17 protein-coding genes are annotated in these 23,165 nt (G+C 43.7%); 15 read left to right on the plus strand and 2 right to left on the minus strand.

From position 1 onward, the window contains the following. Window positions 1-722 precede the first annotated feature (722 nt). From ENI34_00680 to ENI34_00750, 15 genes are all read left to right on the plus strand, one after another. Window positions 723-980, plus strand: a complete 258-nt coding sequence (locus ENI34_00680) for a hypothetical protein (GenBank protein HEC77640.1) — start codon at window positions 723-725, stop codon at window positions 978-980. A gap of 156 nt (window positions 981-1,136) precedes the next feature. Continuing rightward, on the plus strand, window positions 1,137-1,919 hold the full coding sequence (locus ENI34_00685; GenBank protein HEC77641.1) for a uracil-DNA glycosylase: 783 nt from the start codon (window positions 1,137-1,139) through the stop codon (window positions 1,917-1,919). Beyond that, complete coding sequence (locus ENI34_00690; GenBank protein ID HEC77642.1) at window positions 1,897-2,535, plus strand: MBL fold metallo-hydrolase; 639 nt, start codon at window positions 1,897-1,899, stop codon at window positions 2,533-2,535. The genes ENI34_00685 and ENI34_00690 overlap by 23 nt, the downstream gene beginning before the upstream one ends. A gap of 149 nt (window positions 2,536-2,684) precedes the next feature. Further along, window positions 2,685-3,020 carry a hypothetical protein gene (locus ENI34_00695; GenBank protein HEC77643.1) on the plus strand — a complete coding sequence of 112 codons (336 nt, stop codon included), beginning with the start codon at window positions 2,685-2,687 and terminating at the stop codon, window positions 3,018-3,020. 1 nt (window position 3,021) lies between these two features. Then, entirely contained in the window at window positions 3,022-3,312 is a 291-nt protein-coding gene (locus tag ENI34_00700) for a pyridoxal-phosphate dependent enzyme (GenBank protein HEC77644.1), read from the plus strand. Window positions 3,313-3,506: 194 nt separating this feature from the next. Next, window positions 3,507-4,199 (plus strand): hypothetical protein, encoded by a 693-nt coding sequence (locus tag ENI34_00705; protein ID HEC77645.1) that lies wholly within the window; start codon window positions 3,507-3,509, stop codon window positions 4,197-4,199. Window positions 4,200-4,617: 418 nt separating this feature from the next. Continuing rightward, window positions 4,618-5,880, plus strand: coding sequence for a Glu/Leu/Phe/Val dehydrogenase (locus tag ENI34_00710; protein HEC77646.1), 1,263 nt, complete (start codon window positions 4,618-4,620; stop codon window positions 5,878-5,880). A 296-nt stretch (window positions 5,881-6,176) separates the two neighbouring features. Beyond that, entirely contained in the window at window positions 6,177-6,929 is a 753-nt protein-coding gene (locus ENI34_00715; GenBank protein HEC77647.1) for a class I SAM-dependent methyltransferase, read from the plus strand. 199 nt (window positions 6,930-7,128) lie between these two features. Next, window positions 7,129-8,583 carry a sodium/proline symporter gene (locus ENI34_00720; protein HEC77648.1) on the plus strand — a complete coding sequence of 485 codons (1,455 nt, stop codon included), beginning with the start codon at window positions 7,129-7,131 and terminating at the stop codon, window positions 8,581-8,583. 184 nt (window positions 8,584-8,767) lie between these two features. After that, the gene (locus ENI34_00725) at window positions 8,768-10,201 is read left to right on the plus strand and encodes a PAS domain S-box protein (protein ID HEC77649.1); all 1,434 of its coding nucleotides are present in this window, start codon (window positions 8,768-8,770) and stop codon (window positions 10,199-10,201) included. A gap of 90 nt (window positions 10,202-10,291) precedes the next feature. Next, entirely contained in the window at window positions 10,292-11,710 is a 1,419-nt protein-coding gene (locus ENI34_00730) for a T9SS type A sorting domain-containing protein (GenBank protein HEC77650.1), read from the plus strand. A gap of 169 nt (window positions 11,711-11,879) precedes the next feature. Beyond that, the gene (locus ENI34_00735; GenBank protein ID HEC77651.1) at window positions 11,880-13,394 is read left to right on the plus strand and encodes a hypothetical protein; all 1,515 of its coding nucleotides are present in this window, start codon (window positions 11,880-11,882) and stop codon (window positions 13,392-13,394) included. A gap of 19 nt (window positions 13,395-13,413) precedes the next feature. Next, the gene (locus ENI34_00740) at window positions 13,414-13,623 is read left to right on the plus strand and encodes a hypothetical protein (protein ID HEC77652.1); all 210 of its coding nucleotides are present in this window, start codon (window positions 13,414-13,416) and stop codon (window positions 13,621-13,623) included. Between the two features lie 53 nt (window positions 13,624-13,676). After that, entirely contained in the window at window positions 13,677-16,673 is a 2,997-nt protein-coding gene (locus ENI34_00745) for a T9SS type A sorting domain-containing protein (protein HEC77653.1), read from the plus strand. Window positions 16,674-16,692: 19 nt separating this feature from the next. Further along, window positions 16,693-20,205, plus strand: coding sequence for a T9SS type A sorting domain-containing protein (locus ENI34_00750; GenBank protein HEC77654.1), 3,513 nt, complete (start codon window positions 16,693-16,695; stop codon window positions 20,203-20,205). Window positions 20,206-20,224: 19 nt separating this feature from the next. Here the strand turns inward: ENI34_00750 and ENI34_00755 are convergent, their stop codons facing one another. Both ENI34_00755 and ENI34_00760 read right to left on the minus strand, forming a co-directional pair. Next, window positions 20,225-21,517: a radical SAM protein gene (locus ENI34_00755; protein HEC77655.1), complete on the minus strand. Its 1,293-nt coding sequence runs from the start codon at window positions 21,515-21,517 to the stop codon at window positions 20,225-20,227. A gap of 39 nt (window positions 21,518-21,556) precedes the next feature. Further along, entirely contained in the window at window positions 21,557-23,002 is a 1,446-nt protein-coding gene (locus tag ENI34_00760) for a hypothetical protein (GenBank protein ID HEC77656.1), read from the minus strand. Window positions 23,003-23,165: the final 163 nt, after the last annotated feature.

Here is a 23,165-nt window from a genome sequence, read left to right on the forward strand (position 1 = left end):
AATGCAGTAATTAAATGAACAGGAGGTTATGTTGAAAAAGATGTCTTTGATCATTGGAATTATAGCAATAATTATTGCGATAATTGTATTCACGTATGCAAGTGGAGCGAGACGGATTTATAGTGGTTTATTATTTATATTTATAGGAATCATACAATTTTATCGTGCCTTTAAAAGCAATGAAAGTTGATTAAACAACGCATTGCACATAACAGAGGTGCTTGCGCACTCGCCCCTGGGAAGGCTCGGCTGACCCCTACATGTGGCCATAACATTCAACGTTGATAGTGCAATAAGAAGAAAAATGTCCAATGTCCAGACCTGACCCTTATATGTGGCTTAAACCACTGGAGATTCCTGAAATAGATTAATAGAGAACAATTCAAGGTCAAATCTGTTCATTATAATAGGTAATATCAACCTTTTTGAAATGGACTTGACTTTTGTTTTTCTTTGCTATATATTATTATGTGATGTTAAACACGGAAATTTATACCCTTATTAGCAGAAAAAATCTGGGAAGGATAGTTAGTCCAATCGATACCATAAACCTTAATAAAGAAGGCGGGAGGTGACAATGTTTATAAAATCAAAAAATTTTGTTTGTTCTTCCAGAAGAAGTATATCTGCACTAAGTGCTGATATCATCCCCAAATGGAATCATATCAGCACCAAAAGTGCGGATATAACCAAGTTATACGCCATTGGTTAAGTGAGGAAAAATGGATAGTAATCACAAGTCACAATTACAATCTTTATGGGATAGGCTTGTTGAGAGGGAACTAGAACGCGAAAAAGTAGACCCAGGGAAGCGGGTTCATACGGATCTCCTATGGCGTGAAATCCAAAGATGTATTGAAAAGACCAATCTGACAATCTTAGATGCAGGGGGAGGTTTTGGCCGCTTCTCTATCCCACTTGCCGAAGCTGGTTATAAAGTAGTGCATCTGGATATTTCTTCTAATATGTACTGGGTATAGGAGCAGCAGGAGCAGGGGGATTACTTGTAACTGCAGTAAAAGAAACCAACGGCGTATAACAGCGTGTTTGCGATTCGCTCACCAAAATGCCTTCGGCACTTCGCAAACACGCAGAACGTTAGGCGAAATGTAAGAATATTTGATGGTGCATGGAATATGGAAATTGATGAATTGAACAAAATGATAAAGGGATGTAAGAAATGTAGATTATCTGTAACCAGAATGAATGCTATGTGTGGCGAAGGAAATTTGAATGCTAAAATTATGTTAATTGCTCAGGCACCAGGAGAAAAAGAGGATAGAGAAGGAAAAATGTTTGTCGGTCCTTCAGGGAAAGTATTAGACGAATTACTAAATAAAGCAGGAATTAAAAGGCATGAAATTTATATGACAAATCTAATTAAATGTATGCTTCCCAAATACAGAAGGCCCAAACAGGATGAAATTAAAACCTGCAGTTATTATTTGAATGAAGAGATTAAATTGATAAATTCAAAGATATTAGCTCCCTTAGGTTATTATGCCACCTGTTACATTTTTCAAAGATATGGCATTTTGTCACCTTCAAAAGCAGAGTTTTCTTCAATTTATGGGAGACTTTTTTTAGCTAAAGATAAAAAGATACTGCCTCTGCCTCATCCTGCAACTCTTCTTTATAATCCTGACTTTAAGGAAGATTTAATAAAAAATTACAGAAAATTGCAGGTGTTACTTAAGGATTGCAAATGGTATCTGGTGTGTCCAATGAAAAGATTTTATGAGGAAGGAAAGTTAGATAAGAAGTGGATAGAATTGTACTGTAAGGGAGATTGGGGAAACTGTGTTCGTTATCGAATGGAGGAAGAAGGCAGGTTTCATCCAGACTGGATGCTTCCTGATGGAACTTTAGATGAAAGATTGCAGAAGGAGGTAAAATATGAAGGTTACCATTATTTATGATAATACAAGCGCAAGGTCTGATTTGCAAGCTGATTGGGGATTTTCAGCATTTATCCGGGTTAAAGAAAGAGATATTCTTTTTGACACTGGAGCAAATGGGGATATTTTACTTTCCAATATGAAAAATCTTAAAGTCAACCCAAAAGAAATTGAAGATGTTTTCATTTCTCATCCTCACTGGGACCATACAGGTGGTTTATCTTCCTTTCTTCGAATGAACAATAAAGTGAAACTCTGGATCCCTTCTTATTTCCCCGAAGCAAGGAATGCAAGGGAAGTTATTAAAGTGAAAAAACCCACAAAACTTTATGAAGGAATCTACTCTACAGGTGAACTTGATGGGATAGAACAATCCCTCTGCGTTGAGACAGAGAAAGGTATTGTAATCATAGTAGGATGCTCGCACCCAAGAATGGAGCACATCCTTAAAAAAGCTTCTCAATTTGGTAAGGTTTACTGTATTATAGGAGGATTGCACGGAACTAAGCCTGAATCCTTAAAGGACTTAGATTTGATTTGTTCGACCCATTGTACTCAATATAAATCAGAGATAAAATCTCTTTACCCTGAAAAATATATTGAGGGGGGAGCAGGAAAAACAATTGAGATTAAATAAAATGCATCATTTTGCACTTCGCCTAACAGCGGATAAAAGGCTCACTCCGTTCGCCCAAATTTGCCCTATCGGGCAAACTTCTTTTATCCCCAGAACGTTATGAAATGTCCAAGCCCTTTCATAAAAAATTGCAATAGGAGGTGATAAGTATGGCATTTAAAGTACTGTTCCTCGCCCATGCTCCTGATGCAGAGGCAGAGGAGCATAGATGTCTTATTGAAACGCCCAAGTACTATAAGCTTTTTGTAGTAGTGGTTAAAGATCAGAAGCAAGCAATTAAAGTATGCAAAAAGATTGTCAAAGAGGAAGGCATTCAGTCGATCCTTCTCTGTCCAGGATTTACACATAGAGATATTGCGGAGATATCAGAAGCGGTTGGTGAGAATGTCGGAGTTTTCGTAGCCAGAGGAGATGGTCCGAGTAACAGGAATTCAATGGAAGTGATGAGAAGAGAAGGCTGGTTTTCAGAAAAAGGGAGAGAATAAAATTCTCTGCTTTCTTGTTTACTTCAAGATCAAGATCGAACAAAACGATATAAATTTAATCGATGGCTATGTTGGTCAGGGATATGCAATTCCATATCAAGAAGAGGTGGAGATAATAAAAAGGGTCGCGAAGATCGGTATTATCCTTGAACCGGTGTATACAGGTAAAACCTTCTATGGTATGCTCCAGCAGCTGAAAGTGAAGAAATACAAAAAAGTTATTTTCATCCATACCGGCGGCCTCTTCAGTATATTCGCATTTAATAAAACACTGTTCTCGTCCAGAAATTAACATTTCCGCCTGGCGATAACGCCAATTGACAAAAATTACATAATTAGTATAATACTCCAGCTTGTTCTTTAAAAATTGCGACGATAATCAAACCCGGTGTTGTCCACTTTGGAGGGGGAGAGTGTGGGAAATAAGATAAAAATATGATGAGACAAAACTTTTTCTTAACGTTGATTTTTATTTCTTCGATTACTATGCTATATGCCACATCCACTATGCGTTGCTTCTGGCATGCCGCTTATTTTGACGCGGAATTCATTGGCAACTATGGTTCAGGAATGGAGACAATGTATCGCAATGATGTCGTCGCCCGTGCACATGTTGTTATGCAACTGGATAGCATATTTCGTGATCTCCGGCAAAAGGGAAAATTGCCACCTTTTAAGCGATGGATTTTGCTTGATCATTATTATGTATCCTACGATTATGTAGACGGCAAGAGGCTGCCGTGCAAGATCAGGATCCAGCACGATACAGTGTATATGTGTATGATCGATTCCGTATCGCTCAATCAGGCAATGAGACAATTGTGGAATATCCCGGATGTGATTGTTAGTCCTCACAAAGAATCAGGTATGTGGTTGTATTCCCTGCATATTAAAACGACTAAAAGCCGATGGCATGCACGAAATTATCCTGATACACTGGATGAATATCCTCGCGACCGAGATATGCTCTGGCTCTTTTGTGAGAATGCGTATGGTTATTCGCATTGTTTCTACCAGCATGAAACTGATGGATTTTTTCACCAATACACCGGTCTGTATCTGACAACCGCAAATGTCCTGCAAGCACAAGAATTGATACGAGAACACTACGGAATTAATACTTCCATAACCAGCCAGTACGTCACTCCAGCGATCTTGCGTAAGTATGTGTGGTATTAAGAAAATAGGTGATCCTACTACCTGATAGTTGAATTGACTCCTCTCCACTTTTTTCGTTTTTATTTAAAGACCCTTCTTTCTCTGTCATTCTGAGTGAAACGAAGAATCTTTATCAGTCATTAGTCATTGAGATTCTTCAGTCGTCTGCTTGGGGCAGACTCCTTCAGAATGACAAAAGAGCGGGTAAAGGATGAAAAAAAGTGGAGAGGAGTCAGATAGTTGAACTATTGACAGAATAGAATTTTAGGATATAATACTATGTTTCTTTTTGGTGATTGATTCTTAAGGAAGTGATAACAGAAAACCTGAATAGTTGTTTTGTTATCCACCAACATAATTAGTGATTTTTTGGGGAATTTGGATAAAAATCGAAACCATTACAAGAAAACCGATTTTTCGGTAGAAAGGAGTAATCACGATGGAAGAAAACAATATTTATAACAATGTCATAAAACAGTTTAATAAAGCAGCGGATTTGATGAGGCTCGATTCCAATATTCGTAAAATATTGGTAACACCGATGAATGAGATCAAAGTTAATTTTCCCGTGAGAATGGACGATGGAAGAATAGAGATGTTCCGTGGATACCGGGTACAGCATAATAACGCCCTGGGTCCTTTTAAAGGTGGAATTCGCTACCACCCAAAGGTTGATATCGATGAGGTTCGCTCCCTTGCAGCGTGGATGACATGGAAAACGGCTATCGCCAATATTCCTTTCGGCGGAGCAAAGGGCGGAATAGAGTTGGAACCAACAAAATATTCAATGAGTGAACTGGAGCGCATTACGAGGCGGTTTACATTTGCTCTGGGTGAAAATATCGGACCGGATTACGATGTTCCTGCTCCTGATGTAAATACTAATGCGCAGATCATGGCATGGATTCTTGACACTTATCTCCAGATGAGGCCAGCACCTGAGCGATATCGCTCCACACATGTTATTACCGGCAAGCCGGTTGAAGCAGGAGGCAGTTTGGGCAGGGATAAAGCCACTGCTCAGGGTGTTGTTTACACAATAGAACAGTGGGCGAAAGATAAGAAATTTGATTTAAAGAATGCTACTTACTTTGTGCAGGGATTTGGAAATGTGGGTTCCTGGACCGCACTTCTTTTAAAGATGCATAATTCAAAGTTGCTGGCGGTTGAAGACGCATCCGGAGCGGTCTACAATGCAAACGGCATTGACCCTGACGACCTGCTGAATTATGCCCGCAAAAACAATAATTTAATAGAGAATTATCCTGAAGCGGATTCTATTAGTCATATGGAATTTCTGTCCTTAAAAGCGGATATTTTTATCCCGGCGGCTTTGGAAAATCAAATTACAAAAGAGACAGCCGGTAGGTTGAATGTCAAACTGGTTGCTGAAGGTGCAAATGGTCCAACAGATTCCGATGGTGATGAAATATTACAGAACAAAGGAATTGATGTAATTCCTGATATCCTGTGCAATGCCGGTGGGGTGGTCGTCAGTTATTTTGAATGGCTTCAGAATAAGCGAAGTGAATTCTGGGAATTGGAAACGGTTGATAAAAAATTACACAAAATAATGATAGATAGTTATGAGCGTGTCAAGAAAGCAGCAGAACAATTTAAAACAGATTACCGTACAGCAGCTTATATTGTTGCTCTTTCACGATTGGATAAAGTTTATAGAGAGCGGGGAATTTTCCCATAATGTGAGAAGAGAGTAATTTACTGGAGAATGAAGTGAGTGAAAACCACATAAAAGAGAGTGTGAATAGATTTAGGTGATTGAAAAATCCCCTGTTCTTAGGGGCTTTGATAGAAAGGGCAGCTTTTTTCAATAATCGATTAAGCTGCCCTTTTTTATGGCTGTAATGGTATCTCTGAAATTCGTCTGGTTTAAAAACGGTAAGTGTGCTTAACCGACAATCATCTTGACTTTGTTTTCATGGTTGGTATACTGGTGTGATGGGAATGAATCAAGAACAGGAATCAGGGAGATGAATTGTGGAGATATTTGAGAAGTTCGCATACTTATACACAAAAGGACCGTATCCTCAATACAGCCGGAGAATGGCGGAGCTGCTTCCCGCGCTCCTGGAACGGTTCGGCGCGAAGCCGCGGACAATGCTGGATTTAGCATGTGGAGAAGGGACATTCGCTGTGGCGATGGCTAAGAAGGGAGTACAGGTGACCGGTGTTGATCTTTCTCCACGGCTACTCGAGTTTGCCCGGAAACATGCTGAAAAAGAGAATGTGGCTGTGGAGTTTCTATGTCAGGATATGTGTTCTTTAAACTTTAAAGAGAGATTTGACCTTGTAACCTGCTGGTATGACAGCCTTAATTACCTTCTGGAATCGGAACAACTGGAAAAGACCTTTACAGGGGTGCATCGCGCATTGAAAGATGGCGGTCTCTTTATCTTTGATATGAATACCATTTACGGACTCTCTTTAATCTGGCAGCGCCATCCCTGTTATGTTCAACAGGATACTCCTGAGCTGTTTGAAGTCCATTGCCCGAGTTATGATTCTGAGAAGAAGATCGCCACCCTGAGAATCATCGGATTTATAAAAGAGAAGAACGGATGGACCAGAATCGACGAAGAGCATAAGGAACGTGGATATTCAATAGCGGAGATCAGGGAATCTTTAAAGAGATCTGATTTACGAGAGCTCGCATGCTGGGGGAATATACAGGAGATGAGCGAACCCAAACCCGACAGCGGGCGGGTATGGTTTATAACAAAAACAGGATGATTTGTTTTCTGGTTTCGTGAATACGGACCCGCGAACAGTCTTGGTTAGAAAGCACAGTGCTATTGACATATAATTGAAAAAGAGATATACTGAATTATGGGTCCTTTTCATACCCCGTGGCTTACATTCACCGCACTGATTGTTACGTTCGCAAGTGTAGTATTTTCCATCATCTGGGCGATCATAAGCAGTAAAAAAGATGAGTGATCATTTATTTACTTATGTAATCGTCCTGGCGGTCTATTTATTGGGACTCGTGCTTATCGGCTTGCTCACCGGCAGACGCACGCGTAATGTTGAAGATTTTTATCTCGGCGGCCGCAAGATCGGTCCCTGGGTGACGGCGTTTTCTTTTGTCGCCGCATATTTCAGTTCGGTGGTGATCATCGGCGGCGGCGGCTTCGGTTATATGTTCGGGCTTGCGACCCTCTGGATCGGAGCGATCAATGTCGTGCTCGGAACTCTTGCGGTCTGGATTATTCTCGGTCCCAGAATCAGGGAATTTACACAGCGGCTCAAAACCATGACCATCCCAGGTTTTCTCGGCAAGCGATATCAGTCGAATTTCGCCCTTATCTTTTGTGCGGTTATCATCGTTCTTTTTATGATAATCTATAATGTAAGTATCTTAAAGGGGATGGGCCATATCTTTCAGGTATTGATCAATATCCCTTATATCTACGGTGTGGTTTTATCCGGAATAATCATTCTTTTTTATGTATCGGTGGGTGGATATTTAGCCGTCGTCTGGACCGGTTTCACCCAGGCCGTGGTTATGGGTGTGAGTTTGCTGGTCTTGACGATCGCCGCACTGGTTTCGGCAGGTGGTCTTGCAGCAGTCAACAGATCATTGGAAGTAATAAACCCGGGTTTAATCAGAACGCCGGGGGTCTGGGGATGGCCTGGTTTACTTTCTTTTGCTCTAATCGTAAGTTTCGGTGTCTGGGGAATGCCGCAGTTGCTTGTCAGATTCTATTCGATAAAGAACATAAAGGTCATAAGGGCGGGAACCGTCATGGCGACGATCGGCACGTGTATGGCGTTGTTACCGTATCTCAACGGTGCAATCGCCCGGGTTCTTTTTCCGAATCTTGCGAATCCTGATCTGGCGATTCCGACCCTTGCAAAGAATATCCTCTCTCCGTTCGGCGCGGCGATCGTCCTCGCCGGAGTGGTGGCGGCGGGGATGTCGACCTTTGCATCGGTTTTGATTATTCTTTCCGGCTCCATTGTGCAGGATGTGATCAGACTCGGGTTCAAATTCAACATCTCAAAAGAAAAGGCATTGGCACTCGGTAAACTCAGCAGCGCCCTGATCGGATTGATCTCGATATTCATTGCATTCCGTCCTCCGGCATTGGTCTTGACCCTTACCGCCTTTTCCTGGGCGGTAATCGCCTCAACCACACTCTGGCCTATTCTGTTCGGACTCTACTGGAAGGGAACCACAAAAAAAGGCTGTGTCTATTCAATGGTCGGCGGTTCAGTAACCGCTCTGGTCTGGATGCTCGCGGGTAAACCCTGGGGTATCCACGGTTTTATTCCGGGAATCGTCGTCGGTCTTATATTAATCGTCGTCGTAAGCCTCTTCACCGAGAAACTTCCTTCGGAATTACTGAATACCATATACCGACAGAGGGAGACAGGTAATTGATTGAGAGATGGCGGTGCTGATGTCGTTGAGCACGGTGATAGTTGCAATAAATGCAAAGTTTCTCAAACAAATGAAATGAGTCATTGAACCCCCTTGACAGACCTGTTTATTTTGGTTAAAATATAATGATATTGTATCTTTGAGTTATTTTTGAATCTGGAAGGGTTCAGAGTTAGGAGAAAAAATGGATCAGAAAAGTGTAGATAAGAACGGAGAGAAGATAACCGCTTCAGACAACGGCTGTCAAGAAAAGGTATCCAATATTTCTTGCAACGACAGTGAACTCTGTTGTGCCCTTGTTGATCAATCAATTATGGGGATTGTCATAGTGCAGGACTATCGAATTGTTTTCGCAAATAAAAAGTTTGCTGAAACAACCGGTTATTCAGTTGAAGAACTGCTTGCTCTACCGCTTGAAAAAGTGAAGGATTTAGTCCATCCGGACGACCGAAAGATGGTCTGGGATAGATGGCGACGTCGTTTGCAGGGGGAGTTGATTTCGCCCCACTATGAATATCGAGGATTGAAAAGGGACGGGAAAGTTATCTGGCTTGAGATGCATGCGAGCCGGATAATCTTCAGAGGTAAACCGGCGATTCTGGGAATGGTATGTGAGATCACCGAGACCAAAAGAGCCAAGGAATGTCTTAAAGAACAGGAAGAATTATATCGGATTCTTGTTGAACAGTCACACGACGCCATATACATTTATCGGGGCGACAGATTTCTTTTTGTAAACAAAGAGCTCTGTAGTATCACCGGTTATACTGAAGAAGAGTTGTATAAGATTGATCTCTGGATTCTTATTCATCCCGACGACCGGGAATGGATTAGGGAGATAGCACGAAAACGGGCGCGTGGGGAAGAAGTACCCAATACCTATGTGGCTCGTATCATCACCAAATGTGGTGAAGTGCGCTACGGCGAGTTTGCGGTTAGCAGGATTAATTACGGCGGCGAATATGCCGCAATGGGATCTGCTCGGGACATCACCGAGCGAATGCAGACCGAAGAGAAGTTGAAAGAGAGTTTTCAGAAATTGCGGACCACGATTAATAATACATTAAAGGCGATGGCGAAGATCCTTGAGTCACGAGATCCTTATACTGCGGGACATCAACAGCGTGTTGCAAAACTGACAAAAGCGATCGCTGAAAGGATGGGATTGAATAAAGACAGGGTTGATTGTATTTATACGGCAGCGGTGATTCATGATATAGGAAAGATCTATGTCCCGGCGGAAATTCTCAGTCGGCCTACAAAATTGAATGATTCTGAATTTGCACTAATTAAAACGCATCCAGAAATAGGTTATGATATTTTGACATCGATTGATTTTCCCTGGCCCATAGCAGAGGTTGTTCTTCAACATCATGAACGGCTCAATGGTTCAGGCTATCCCCGTGGATTAAAGAATGGAGAAATTCGTCTGGAAGCAAAGATCCTGGCGCTTGCTGATGTTGTTGAAGCAATGTCTTCACATCGTCCTTATCGACCGGCTAAATCCATGGATGAGACTTTATCGGAGATTGAGAAAAACAAAGGCGTCCTTTATGATTCCAGGATTGTTGATGTATGCCTGAATATCTTCAGAAAGCACGCCTTTACGTTTGACTGATCCACGGTTGATCTCTTTCCATTTTTTTACGACCAAACCAGTCGTTGACAACATTATTTATCTAATTATAATAATCAAAAGGAGGTATTAATGCGATTTAAAATATTGTGTATGGTATTTCCTTTGTTGTTATTTGCTTCTCCCTGGCCGCAATTCATGCATGATGCACAACACAGCGGGCGTACAGATATTGTGGTTCAGGATAATCTGTCCGTAGCCTGGACATATACTCCTCCCCAGAGTGCTCCCGCCTGGATGTGGAACCAGCCCGTACTTGATGATGCGGGAAATATCTACTATGCCGCCGGTAACTATTTTATCTCCGTCGATCCTAACGGCGCCCACCGCTGGGATCGCTATACAAGCCATACATTCGGCGGTCCGGCAGCGGTTTACGGAGACACGGTATACTTTGCTTGTTCTGAAGGTGCCCTCTTCGCTTATACCACAGACGGCACTCAATTATGGACATTTCCGATGATTCACCCTGTAAACGGTGGTCCGGTCGTCGGTTCCGATGGAACGATTTACATAGGCGACGACATTACTGTTCAGGATACCGCATATGTTTATGCAGTGAATCCCGACGGTACACAAAAATGGTCGACGCCGTTTGATTCTTCCAATGGTATTTATACTACACCTGCTCTGGAGCCGGATGAAGATAAACTTTATGTTACTGCCGGCGATTGGTATGTACATGGTTTAAGCACTTCAGACGGAAGTATATTGTGGAGTTATTATCTTCAGTCCGATTTCAATATAAATTATTCTTCACCCTCGGTGGCGGAATGGAACGGTACCAAATACGTATTCTGTGGAGACCTGGGGAATTTCAGCGGGTATGCTACGTGGTATGCATTGACCGACAGCGGGGTGTTGCACTGGAATGTTTTTACTGATAATTCAATTCAGCATACGGCTGCATTTGACACTGATGGTTCGAGCTATCTGGGAAGCAACGACGGTGTTTTGAGAAAGGTGGATATAAACGGTGATCCGGTCTGGTCCAGGAACTTCGGTGATGTCTATATATCGAATCCTATAATAGATGGTGCAGGTAATGTGCTCATCGGTACAGAAGACAATCATCTGTATGTGTTGAACGGAACAGACGGCTCGGTACTGCAGAACATCACATTAAGTGGAGATGTATCATGTCCGACAATCGGTGCGGACGGTGAGGTCTATGTCGTCGTCGGCAGTAGCTATTTGGTTTGTTTGAAGAATAGTTCCGTTGTCGAAGAGTCCAGGGACAGCAGAGAATCATGTAAACTTGAAGTCTTTCCGAATCCTTCCTACGGTGTTTTCAATCTGAGATACAACGCTGAAACAATACCCTGTCATGTTGAAATCTATAATACTGCAGGCAGGAAAGTGTGTGAAAAAGAATTCAGCAACACTGCAACGTGGGATCCTCTGGATAATCCGCCGGGCATCTATTTTATCAGGGTGAAACCGGCCAGAGGGGAGGAGATTAAGACAAAACTTATTCTCCTTTCCCATTGATATTCATTCGGCGATCTTCGACACCCGACTTTTCAGTGAGGCGTCATGCGATTGGGTATCATTCCTGAAGGAATTTTAGACCTTGTTTATCAGGGGGAAAAACAGTGAATTGTCGGATGACGATCTTTACATTGATACGGGAGTGGTCTTGAAAGAGCGCATTAGTATTATGGTATCTACAAGAGTAAAATTTTTGATTTTGTTACTACCGATCTTTCTCTTTTCGACCACTTATTATGTTTCTCCTGATGGCGATGATAATAACAGCGGTCTATCTCCGGATTCGGCCTTTGCAACACTTCAACATGCGGCTGATATTGTCGCGGCCGGTGATTCGGTCCTTGTCCTGAACGGAGAATATGTCGGTTTTGACCTGCGAACCTCGGGAAGTGTAAATTCACCCATCGTTTTCAAGACCCTGGGTGACAGTGTAATTATCAATCAGGAGAACAGTACCACGTCGGATGGGGTGAACATCGAGAATGCGGATTGGATTATAATCGATGGCTTTCGGGTTGAGGGGATTCCAAGGGCTGGAATCCGGGTTGCGGTATCCCAACATGTTACGATCAGAAACAATTATTGTTCATACAACGGCCGCTGGGGTATCTTCACCGCCTTTGCGGATTACGCGGTGATTGAGAATAATGAATGCAGTTATTCGACAGATGAACACGGTATCTATTTTTCCAACAGCGCCGACCATCCCATAATAAGAAAGAATATCTGTCACCACAACAGAGCAAATGGGATTCATATGAACGGTGATGAGAGCATGGGCGGAGACGGCTTGATCACTGACGCACGGGTTGAAGCGAACATCATCTATGAAAACGGAACAGGCGGCGGTTCCGGAATAAACTGCGACGGCGTCGCCGAGTCGGTTATCTTCAACAACCTGTTGTATATGAACCATTCGAGCGGCATCAGCCTCTACCGGATTGATGCTTCAGCCGGTTCATACCACGATAAAATTTTCAATAATACAATAGTCAATGCGGATGATGCACGATGGTGCATAAATATCAATACCGGCTCAACCGGTGATACGCTTTACAATAACATACTGATCAATCTACATCCCTGGCGTGGGAGTATTTCAATCGATTCTTCTTCAACAGCGGGATTCTTCAGCGACTACAACATCGTCATCGACCGATTGAGTAATGACGGAGGGAATTCCATAATTTCATTATCCCAGTGGCAATCCCTCGGTTATGATCTGCATTCACAGCTCGCCGCTTCCCTGGACAGCATTTTCGTGAACTGGCAAAACAGCGATTATCATCTTTGTACGGGGTCGCAAGCTATTGATACTGGAACCGATCTGGTTGCGGGAGTCGTCCTCTATGATCTCGATTCCATACCCCGACCCCAGGGCAGTGGTTTTGACATCGGCGCCTATGAGTATCAACCTGTTTTTGTTCAGGAAGATGATTTTCGTGCGTCGAGGCCATCAACGGTTATCAGAACCGGAGAATTCATAATCTTTTCAAATCTCTATTCTGGAGATCGAGTATCAATCTTTGATGTTTCCGGCCGCAGATGTTCTACTTCAGGTCGACTGAATACAGGAAAGTGGTGTTGGTCGACTTGCGGTGTTCCTTCAGGTATTTACTTTTACCAAATAAGTTCAGATGTTTCGGATGAGGAGGAAAGAGGTAAGCTGGTAATACTAAAGTAAAAGAACGCAGCAGACAGATTTGATTTTCTTCATCCGGATATGGATTTCTGGTGAAGTTTTCGGTGAAGTTGTTTTGTATACTTCAAAAGGAAATATTTCAAAGGTTCAAACTTCTGACAAGGGCTTTATGCTGGGATGCTATTCAGGCTCGTTCGGCATATGCACTCGCCGGCTGGACAAAGAAAACGGCCCGGCTTCCCGTAAAACAAAGATTATAAAAATAGAATAAGCAGCTGCGGTCCGCTTGACAGATAATTAATTTTCGCTATAATATACAAGAATATGAGGAGGATTAATTTAAGACTTAAGTATGGGGTTTTTTCCTTCATTTTGAGCACCCTTGTTTACGGCCAGAGCGGAGCGCGTTACCTTGTCATCACCCCGGATGATTTTTACAATACACTTCAACCCCTTATTGAATGGAAATATAAGAAGGGTATGAAACCAGCCGTTTATAAGTTGTCGCAGGTGGGCTATGATTCCGTATCCATCAGAAATTTCATCAGAAATTGTTACAATACCTGGGAGATCAAACCTGAATTCGTCGTGCTCGTAGGCCACCCGGGTTATATCCCGATGTGTTATTACCCTTATGCCGGTTACCATTATTATACGGATAATTACTATACAAATATGGACGGAGATCTCTATAATGAAATCATTCCCGGCAGGATTTCAGTCGCTGATACTGTACAGCTGAAGACCGTCATAAACAAGATAATGGTATATGAACGGCACCCTTTTATGACCGACCCTTCCTGGTTTAAACAGGGGTGTGCGATCGCCAATTGCGACGGTGAAGATGATTCGATATATCTCTATTGTATGAGGTATGCAGAGAGTCTGGCAGTACATAATGGTTTTGATAATGTTGATACTTTGTGTAATTACTACGGTGATAATGCTGCAAAGGTGATAAATGCGATTAATGACGGTCGTATCTTTGTATTGTATCGGGGGAATGCGAACACCCACTGGTATAATCCGTTTGACGTCAATCCTTATTCCACCTCGAACGGACTCAAACTGCCGATTATCTTTTCAATAACCTGTCGAACGGTTTCACCCAATTCATCACCGATCCTCGGTGAAAACTTTCTGCGTGCGGGCAGCCCTTCGGTTCCCAAAGGTGCAGTGGGGTTTATCGGCGGTACACGCAACACAGGTGGTGCAGCACATCTGAGGAATGCAGTAGCAATTGGCTGCCTTGATGCATTGTTTATTGAAGGGAAACGGACATTCGGTGAAATTACTGAAGCCGGTAGAGTGAATGTGTACCAGCAATATTCATCATTGAGGGAATATAATAATTTCACCTGTCTCGGTGATCCAGAGCTGAATATCTGGACAGATGTTCCCTGTTCCCTGATTGTTCAACATCCCCAATATGTTGATTCTGGTTATGCAAACTTCAGAGTCACGGTTAAAGAGGCGTCAACCGGTCTTCCTCTGGAAAATGCCTTTGTCTGCATCTGCAGCAAAGTTGATTCCAGTGTTTATGCTCTGGATACTACTGATACCAGTGGAAAGGCATATTTCAATATTATTCCCTGCGTCGTCGATGACACCCTGTTCGTCACGGTCACCGGTAAGAATCTCTTGCCGTATGAAGGATATATCATCGTAAGGAATTTGACTTATTGTTTTATCCTTTATAAACGTTCTATTATAAATGATTCGATCTCGGGCAACAACAACGGGATTATCAATCCTACCGAGAACATCGAGCTTCCAGTATGGGTTGAGAACATCAGTGAGAGTACCGGTGTGGGGATAAGCGGTGTCTTGAGAACCCAGGATACATTCGTAAGTATTACTGATTCGATTAAAAACTTCGGTGATATCGGCGGCAGGGATTCAGCCTATACCGGTGACGACGGTTATAATTTTACGGTTTCTCTTTCCTGCCCGAATGCACATGTCATCGATTTTGAACTGGTCTGTGAGGATGTCAATGATTCGAGTTGGACTTCTTCTTTTTCCGAAATCGTCCGGGCGCCGGAATTTATTTTTGAAGGAAATATGATAAGCGGCGGCAACGGCAACAACACCATCGAACCCGGCGAAACGGTTGAAGTCGCGGTAAGCTTGAAGAACATCGGTGATGCAGCGGCTGACAGTGTGGAGGCATTTCTCTTTTGTGGAGACAGTAATACGACGATTCTCGACAGCATGGGCTGGTTCGGTCATATCGATATCGACAGTTCTGTTACCAACAGCACTGACCCATTTATCGTGGCGGTGGATTCAAATACTCCTGTCGGTACTGTGCTGAATTTCACCCTGCCGGTATTTTCGAATTGTCACACTGATACATTTGATTTTAAACTCGTCGTCGGGATGAAGAATTATTACCTCTGGAACCCTGATCCCACACCAGAACCCGGAGAGAATATGCATTCCATATTGATGAATCTCGGGTATTCCGGTGATTACGACACTATTCCTCCTGCTTCTTTGGCGCAATATCAGGTTTTACTGGTCTGCCTGGGTGTCTATTCGAATCGCTATCTCATTACCGACGGAAGCCCTGAGGCATTGATGATTATCGATTTTTTGAATAACGGCGGCAGGGTGTATATGGAAGGAAGTTCGGTCTGGTATGTCGATCCCACATATTTCAACGGCCACGATTTCGGCACGGCTTTTGGTCTGGATGGAGTGGATTGGAGCTATGGTAATTTAGGCCCGATCGCCGGCCAGATCGGTACTTTCACCAATAATATGTATTTCACTTATGGAGGTGAAAATGCTTATATGGACCATATCATACCGGCAGGTAACGGATTCGCCGTTCTTCAGGATGATGATGATTATTACTATTGTGGTGTCGCCAATAATGCGGGGACTTACCGTACGGTCGCGGCTTCTTTTGAACTCGGTCTGCTTGACGACGGTTCACCGCCTTCGACGCGTGCGGCGTTAATCGATTCAATTATGAAGTTTTTACTCGGACCTTACGGGATAGAAGAGGATGATGTATATAAGACAGGGAACCCGCATTTCCTTTCTTTTATTCCGTCACCGAATCCGTTTTTTAAAACTTTAAGGATTGATATCATCGGAAATAAAGGCCTGCTTATTGATAATTATACCTTGAAAATTTATGATATTACCGGTCGGTTGGTAAAAGATATAGACTTAAATTCATCTTTATTAAACCTGATTATGTGGCAGGGAGATGATAATTACGGCAACCCTGTTTCCGCAGGGGTGTATTTTTTGAAATTAGAAAGTAAAGGATACAAACAGGTCAAGAAAGTAATCCTGTTGAAATAGAAAATAAATAGGAGGATTTATGAAAAAATATCTATTTATCTTAGTACTTCCGATTTTACTTTCCGCTCAATTAAGTGTAAAGAAACTGGAATACATTGATGCTTACGGACGCGATGTTACTTCATACAGCGCATGGAAATCGTCGATTGTGCCGGAGGCGTTCAGAATCGGAGAGGTCTATCATACGGCATATGATAATTATCGGGATGAATTGATCGACATCGTAGTATATGCTCCGTTATATGATGATATTCTTGATTCACTCAATATCTATATCAGTGATCTTGAGGCAGAAGGATACACCATCCAGGTCGATACGATACGCGGCTGGACCGCTGAAGAATTGAGGACCCACCTTGCTGGTTTATTGAGCAGTGATCTTGTCGGTGCGGTATTGATCGGTAATGTTCCTTTTGCATGGTATGAAATGTCGAGCGGCGACGGCCGGGAGGAGTTTCCCATAGAACTCTATCTTATGGATCTTGACGGAACCTGGATCGACAGTGACGGTGACGGTCTGTTTGACGACCACACCGGTAATAAATCTCCTGAGATTTGGGTAGGGCGGATATATGCTTCTTCAATGACCTGGGGGAATGAGGTCTATCTGGTCAATAATTATTTTTCAAAACTTCACAGATACCGCACCGGTGGATATACCATTCCTCAAAAGGCACTCGCTTATGTTGACGATGACTGGTATGGATTCAATGATTGCTCCTTGGGTTCTTTGTACGATACCGTGGTCGTTGTAAGAGATTACAATACAACAACCGCGGTTGATTTCCGTGCGAGATTCAGCGACCCTTATGAGTGGGTCCAGGTCTGCAGCCACTCTTCACCATGGGGTAATACCTTTAAATACACCGGCGGTTATAGCGGAACAGTATTCAACTTTGAGTACTGGTTTATGGACCCGCCGTTTCTTTTTATGAATCTGTTCCAGTGCAGCGGTACACGTTTCTTTGAAGAAAATTACTGCGGCGGTTGTTATATCTTCGGGCCTGACAACGGACTGCTGACCATCGGTTCTGCAAAGGTCGGTAGTATGCTTCATTTCAGTGATTTCTACGGGCCGTTGAATACCGGCATCTCAATCGGAGAGGCATTCAAACAGTGGTTTGCACAGTGGGGGATTACGGATCCTTCCTGGTTTTATGGAATGTGTATCTGTGGGGATCCAGTTCTGAAACCGAAACAATCCTCAAATCAGCTGGCAAAATATCGACGTCGTTTATACAATTTTGACACCAGATATGAATGGTCATCACCAGAACCAGTGGATACTGATTATGAAACCGATGGTTATGTTGCGACGGTAACCGATGGTGCAGGTCGGATCTGGGCGAGCTGGGTCACGGGTCGTTCTTCGACAAACGGCAGAACAGAAATCTGCGTGGCATATAACCAGGGCACAGGTTGGAGTTCACCTGAGATTATAGATCCTTATATCTACTGGGACTTTTTCCCGGCAATGACCTGTGATACGGCGGGTCGTGCCGTTTTATCCTGGTCGCGTTGTTATGGAAGAAATTATGATGTATTTTTGACTTCGTACGACGGTTCGACCTGGGGTGCGCCTTACCGGGTGAGCAGCCGGGCGACGGATGCGATGCATCCGGCTATGACCGTGGACGGAGATGCACGGCTCTGGGTTACGATGGAGCGCTGGAATCATTTGAACGGTGATATCTATTGTCGGTATAATGAAGGCGGTGCCTGGCAGCCGATGTTCGCGGTGACGATCGATTCGGCGAATGATTATAAACCGGCGATGGCGACCGACAGCACGGGTCGTGCCTGGACCGCCTGGGCGAGTGAACGTTACGGCGACAATCGTAATATCTACGTCAAAAATTACAATCCCGCTTCCGGACACTGGGAAAATCTTCGGAGAATCACCAGTAATCCGGCGCAGGACCAGGATGTCTCTCTCTGTGTGGACGGCAGTGGAACAGTGTGGGTCGCCTGGACCACATGGCGCCACGGCAACAGTGATATCTATGAAAGCCATTATGACGGTTCGACATGGACGCCGCCGCGTCCTGTGAGTACTGACAGCAGCAGCGACGAAGCCTGTGCGCTGGTGGTCGACCGGGACGGTTATGTGTGGTGTATATGGCAGTCAGACAGAACCGGTGACTGGGAGATCGTCGCAAATTACTATAAAGACGGCCAGTGGCAGGAGCTTTCAAATATCAGCAATGATCCGGATATTGATATATTACCCGCTGCGACACTTGATGATTCGGGATACATCTGGGTCCTTTTCCAGAGTTCAAGGGACGGCGACTGGAACATCTATGCAAGCCAATTATTCTCTGATCTGATTGAACCGCAGGTGACGGTGGTGAGTCCCAATGGGGGTGAGGTATGGAATATCGGAGAGTTTGATACAATCCGCTGGACCGCGAGTGATAACTCACAGATTGATTCGATTTCACTATACTATTCCACCAACAACGGAACTGATTGGAATCTTATTGCAAGCGGTGAACCGAATGATTCAGAATACATCTGGCAGGTACCTGCGACGCCTTCAAATGAGTGTCTCGTACGCATCGTCGCTTATGATCCTTTTCCCAATACAGGTGAGGATGTTTCTGATGGAGTCTTTACGATAAATGATGCGGTTCCGCCTGAGGTTGCGGTCTATGCGCCGAACGGCGGTGAAGTCTTTCATCCTGCAGAGGTTGATACGATCCGCTGGTCAGCGACCGATAATATCGGTGTGGATTCGGTTACACTTGAATTTTCCAGTGACAGCGGCGGCACCTGGAGTGTCGTGGCTGCTCCGTCTCCTCAGGATTCTGTATATGAATGGGTTATACCCGGAGTTCATTCAACTGAGTGTCTGATCAGAGTGAGGGCGTATGATGCAAGCGCTAACATGGGCGAGGATATTTCCGATTCCCTGTTCAGTATTATTGATAATCTTCCGCCGGAAGTGACCGTGGCAGTGCCCAATGGAGGTGAAATCTGGTACTGGGATGAAGTCCATACGATAACCTGGAGCTCAGTGGATAATGTCGGCATTGACAGTCTTGATATCGAGCTTTCTCTTGACGGCGGTAATACTTACCCGCTTTTGATCACCCATATTACGGGGAATGATTCTGTTTATGATTGGACGATTCCCGAGACCACTTCTTATGAGTGTTTGATCAGAATCACCGTATACGACGTCGCCGGGCTTTCGACCTTTGATGAAAGCGACAGTCTCTTCACGATCGGTGAACTCGGTGTTGAAGAGTTGATCGGGATTCCTCAGGTCTTCGATTTTATCCTGCTCAATTCCAATCCGTACAGCGGTCAGTTACGAATGAGATTGCAGGTTCCTGAACCGATGTCGGTCAAAGTTGCGGTTTACGATGTTGAGGGTCGTTTTGTCGAAGATGTCGTCAATGGCCGGCTGGCACCCGGTTATCATACAATCTCCTGGAATGATGATGATATACCGTCGGGAATCTATTTCTTGTTCATTAAGACGGAAGAGATCGAAAAGACCGAGAAGATTATAAAGCTGAAATAGGTAAAGATTCAGAAAGTTTTCAGGCCTTTTGCGACAGCAGGGTTTTTATCTCTCTGTATATGTCGGGCTTGGGATGAGGATAGTACCAGGTATAAAAAAGATTGTTGTGGTATAAGGGGTCGACGTTTTTTTCAAAACCTGTTTTTTCAAATTCCCGGGTATGAGGGATGGGTGAGAATTCACAGAGGTGGGGATGCACTTTCAGACTGTGACATAATTTAATCGAATCGATTATTTCCTGATGTTCTTGTTCGGGCATACCATATAAGATATACGTGTGGATCTGCTCCGGAGCGAAACCTGTTTTTTTTAATACCTCGACCGCATCGAGAAATTCTTTAGTGTTGACCTTGCCGCCGGTCTGCTTCTGCACTTCAGGATTGGTCGTTTCCAGACTGAGATAGATTGTTTTGAAGTTCGCCCGGTACATCAATCGGGCGATTTCTTTATCAATGAATCTGCAGTGGAGTCCGTTAGAAGCGTGAAGATTAAAGGTGTACTTCTTTTGGATTATCTTTTCCAGGATGGCGGGGAAGTGTTCGTTGTATAGAAGGGCGTCGTCGAAGAAAGCGATATTATTCGTCTTGCCGTTAAAGTAGTCAAGCTGGGCGATGATGAGTTCTTCCGGCAGTGTTTTGAATTTTTTGCAGAGAATCTTCGTCGCACAGTATGTACAGTCGAACGGGCAACCGCGTGACGTGAGGACGACGCCATAATTCAACCTTTTATATATTGAGAAATCAGGGATGACCGGTGCGGGATGAGATCCAATAGAGGAGTCTATACCTGCTTTCCGAAGCAGCTCCGCGAGTTTTTCTTCGCCGTCTCCTGTTACGATGATATCCGCTCCTGAAAACCGTTTTGCATGTTTTTCACAGAGTGTGGCATAGATCCCGCCGAGGATTATTTTTGTCTTCGGAAATCTTCTTTTGAGTAATCTTATCGCTTCAAAGACACCGGGATACCAATAGGTCATTGCAGAGGTGACGAATATCATATCCGGGGTTGAAAGACTATTGAGTAATTCAATGAAAGACCCATGCGGCATGCCGTATCTTTTATAGTGTCGCGGCACCTCTTTGAATATTTTCGGCTTTGTGACAATTTCGTAGAGATATTTACCCCTGCCGTAAGGGTCGGTTTTTGTTCGGGTCGTATAATACGGGCTCAAGCGGTCCATACAGTCGATAAAGTCAAGTTCAAAACCGTTCTTCTTGAGCAGCGCGGCGATCATAAGAAGGCCGAGTGGTTTATTCCAGAAATCGAACGCCTTAAAATCATATACCCAGGGATTTATGAGCAACGCCCGCATAAGATAATGGTTGTGTTTTTTAAAAAATATTCTGTAAGATTAAATAATCTTCGCCGCTTGAGAGAGGTTGTCGAGGAACAGCTGGAGATATCCTTTTTCCGGTAGAATGCTTGCGAAGAGTTTTGCTATCAGGGGAACGGTTTCTTCAAGATCGAGGCAGTAGTGCATTTTGAGAAAATCTTTACGGAAAGCGGTTATTTTGTCTTTTACATTCACATTCTTTATGATTACGTCGGCGACATACCCGGCGAGCGTATTGAAATGTTCTTCTTTCATCCCAAATCTTGTCATTTCCTGAACGCCCATTCTTATACCGCTTGCTTCAAGAAAACTTTCGTCATCAGGTAATGCCTGGTAATTTGTAATAATATTGTTCTGTTCTAGTCTCAATGCGATTTCGTTACCGCTGCCGTATTTTTTGACCCTGATTACCACCTGATGGGTTTCAGTAAAACCGTCCGCTTCGTCGCCCTCAACATCTATTCCTCTGTCTTTAAGGGCACGGGCATATGCCCGTGCGTTTTTTCTCACCTGTTGTTGATACTCTTCTTTGTAGGTATTCATTTCGTACGCCGCCATAAGCAGACCGAGAAGTGTTCCGAGATGATGATTACTTGTTGATCCAGGGAACGCCCGACTTTTAATATCTATCCACAATTTCGAAAGAGGACTTTCTTTGGTTATCGTCGACGCGATTACACCCCGTTGAGGGCCGAAGAATGTTTTATGGGTACTGCCGGTCACGATGTCGGCGCCTTCTTTGAACGGTTCCTGAAGGATACCGTAGAGACCGAGTACATGAGCCATATCATACATAATCACGGGTCGTGGATTCCATTCTTTCACTATGTTATAGACAAACGCCACGGGTTCTTTGTGAAGAAACATACTTTTACCGAAGACGATCAGTTCCGGCCTTTCTTTTTCCAGAATTTTTTCGAGTGCCGCCGTATCGGTTTTGTAAAGACAGTCGTTCTTCACCGGAAAATTGATGACCCTTTCTTTGCCGGTCTGCGGGTCTTCTTCTACATAATTGAAGAGGGCACCCATCGGCTGGGAACTGAGATGACCGCCTTTATTGAGGTCATTGTTCATAACCAGTTTGAGTCGTCGGAATGGTTGGTTGGGTTCTCTGCCGCGGTTGATGAATTTTACGACTGCTTTGAAGACGACTTCATTCGCCATCTGTCCGCTGATCGGCCTCAGTTCCACTCTGGGACAATCAAAGTATTGCGCCATCTCTTTTCGTAATTCTTCTTCAACCTCGGAGATGAAACCTATACCCTGATAAAAGTATATTTCTTTGCCTTTCATTGTTCGGTGCTCAGCGTATCTTCCCGCAGGATCAGAGATCTCACATAATTTTACCAGATGACTGGGTGTGGTTTCCGAGGGAATAAGATTTATACACTCGGTCTGACGCCACAGATTATTTTTTTCGATGCGTGCAACTAAATTTTTTATCTTCTCTGATAGTTTAGACACATTGACCTACTGTTTGATAATTATACTACTCTAAAATTGAGTAATGTCAAGCTTTCAGGGAAACGAAGAATGGGTGAAACGGGGAACGGGAGAAACGGAGACGGGAGAAGGGAGATTCTTCGCTTCGTTCAGAATGACAGGAGGAATGGGAGAGACGGGGAAG

This window comes from candidate division WOR-3 bacterium, assembly GCA_011052815.1.
Classification (GTDB): domain Bacteria; phylum Hydrothermota; class Tepidihabitantia; order SM23-42; family SM23-42; genus DRIG01.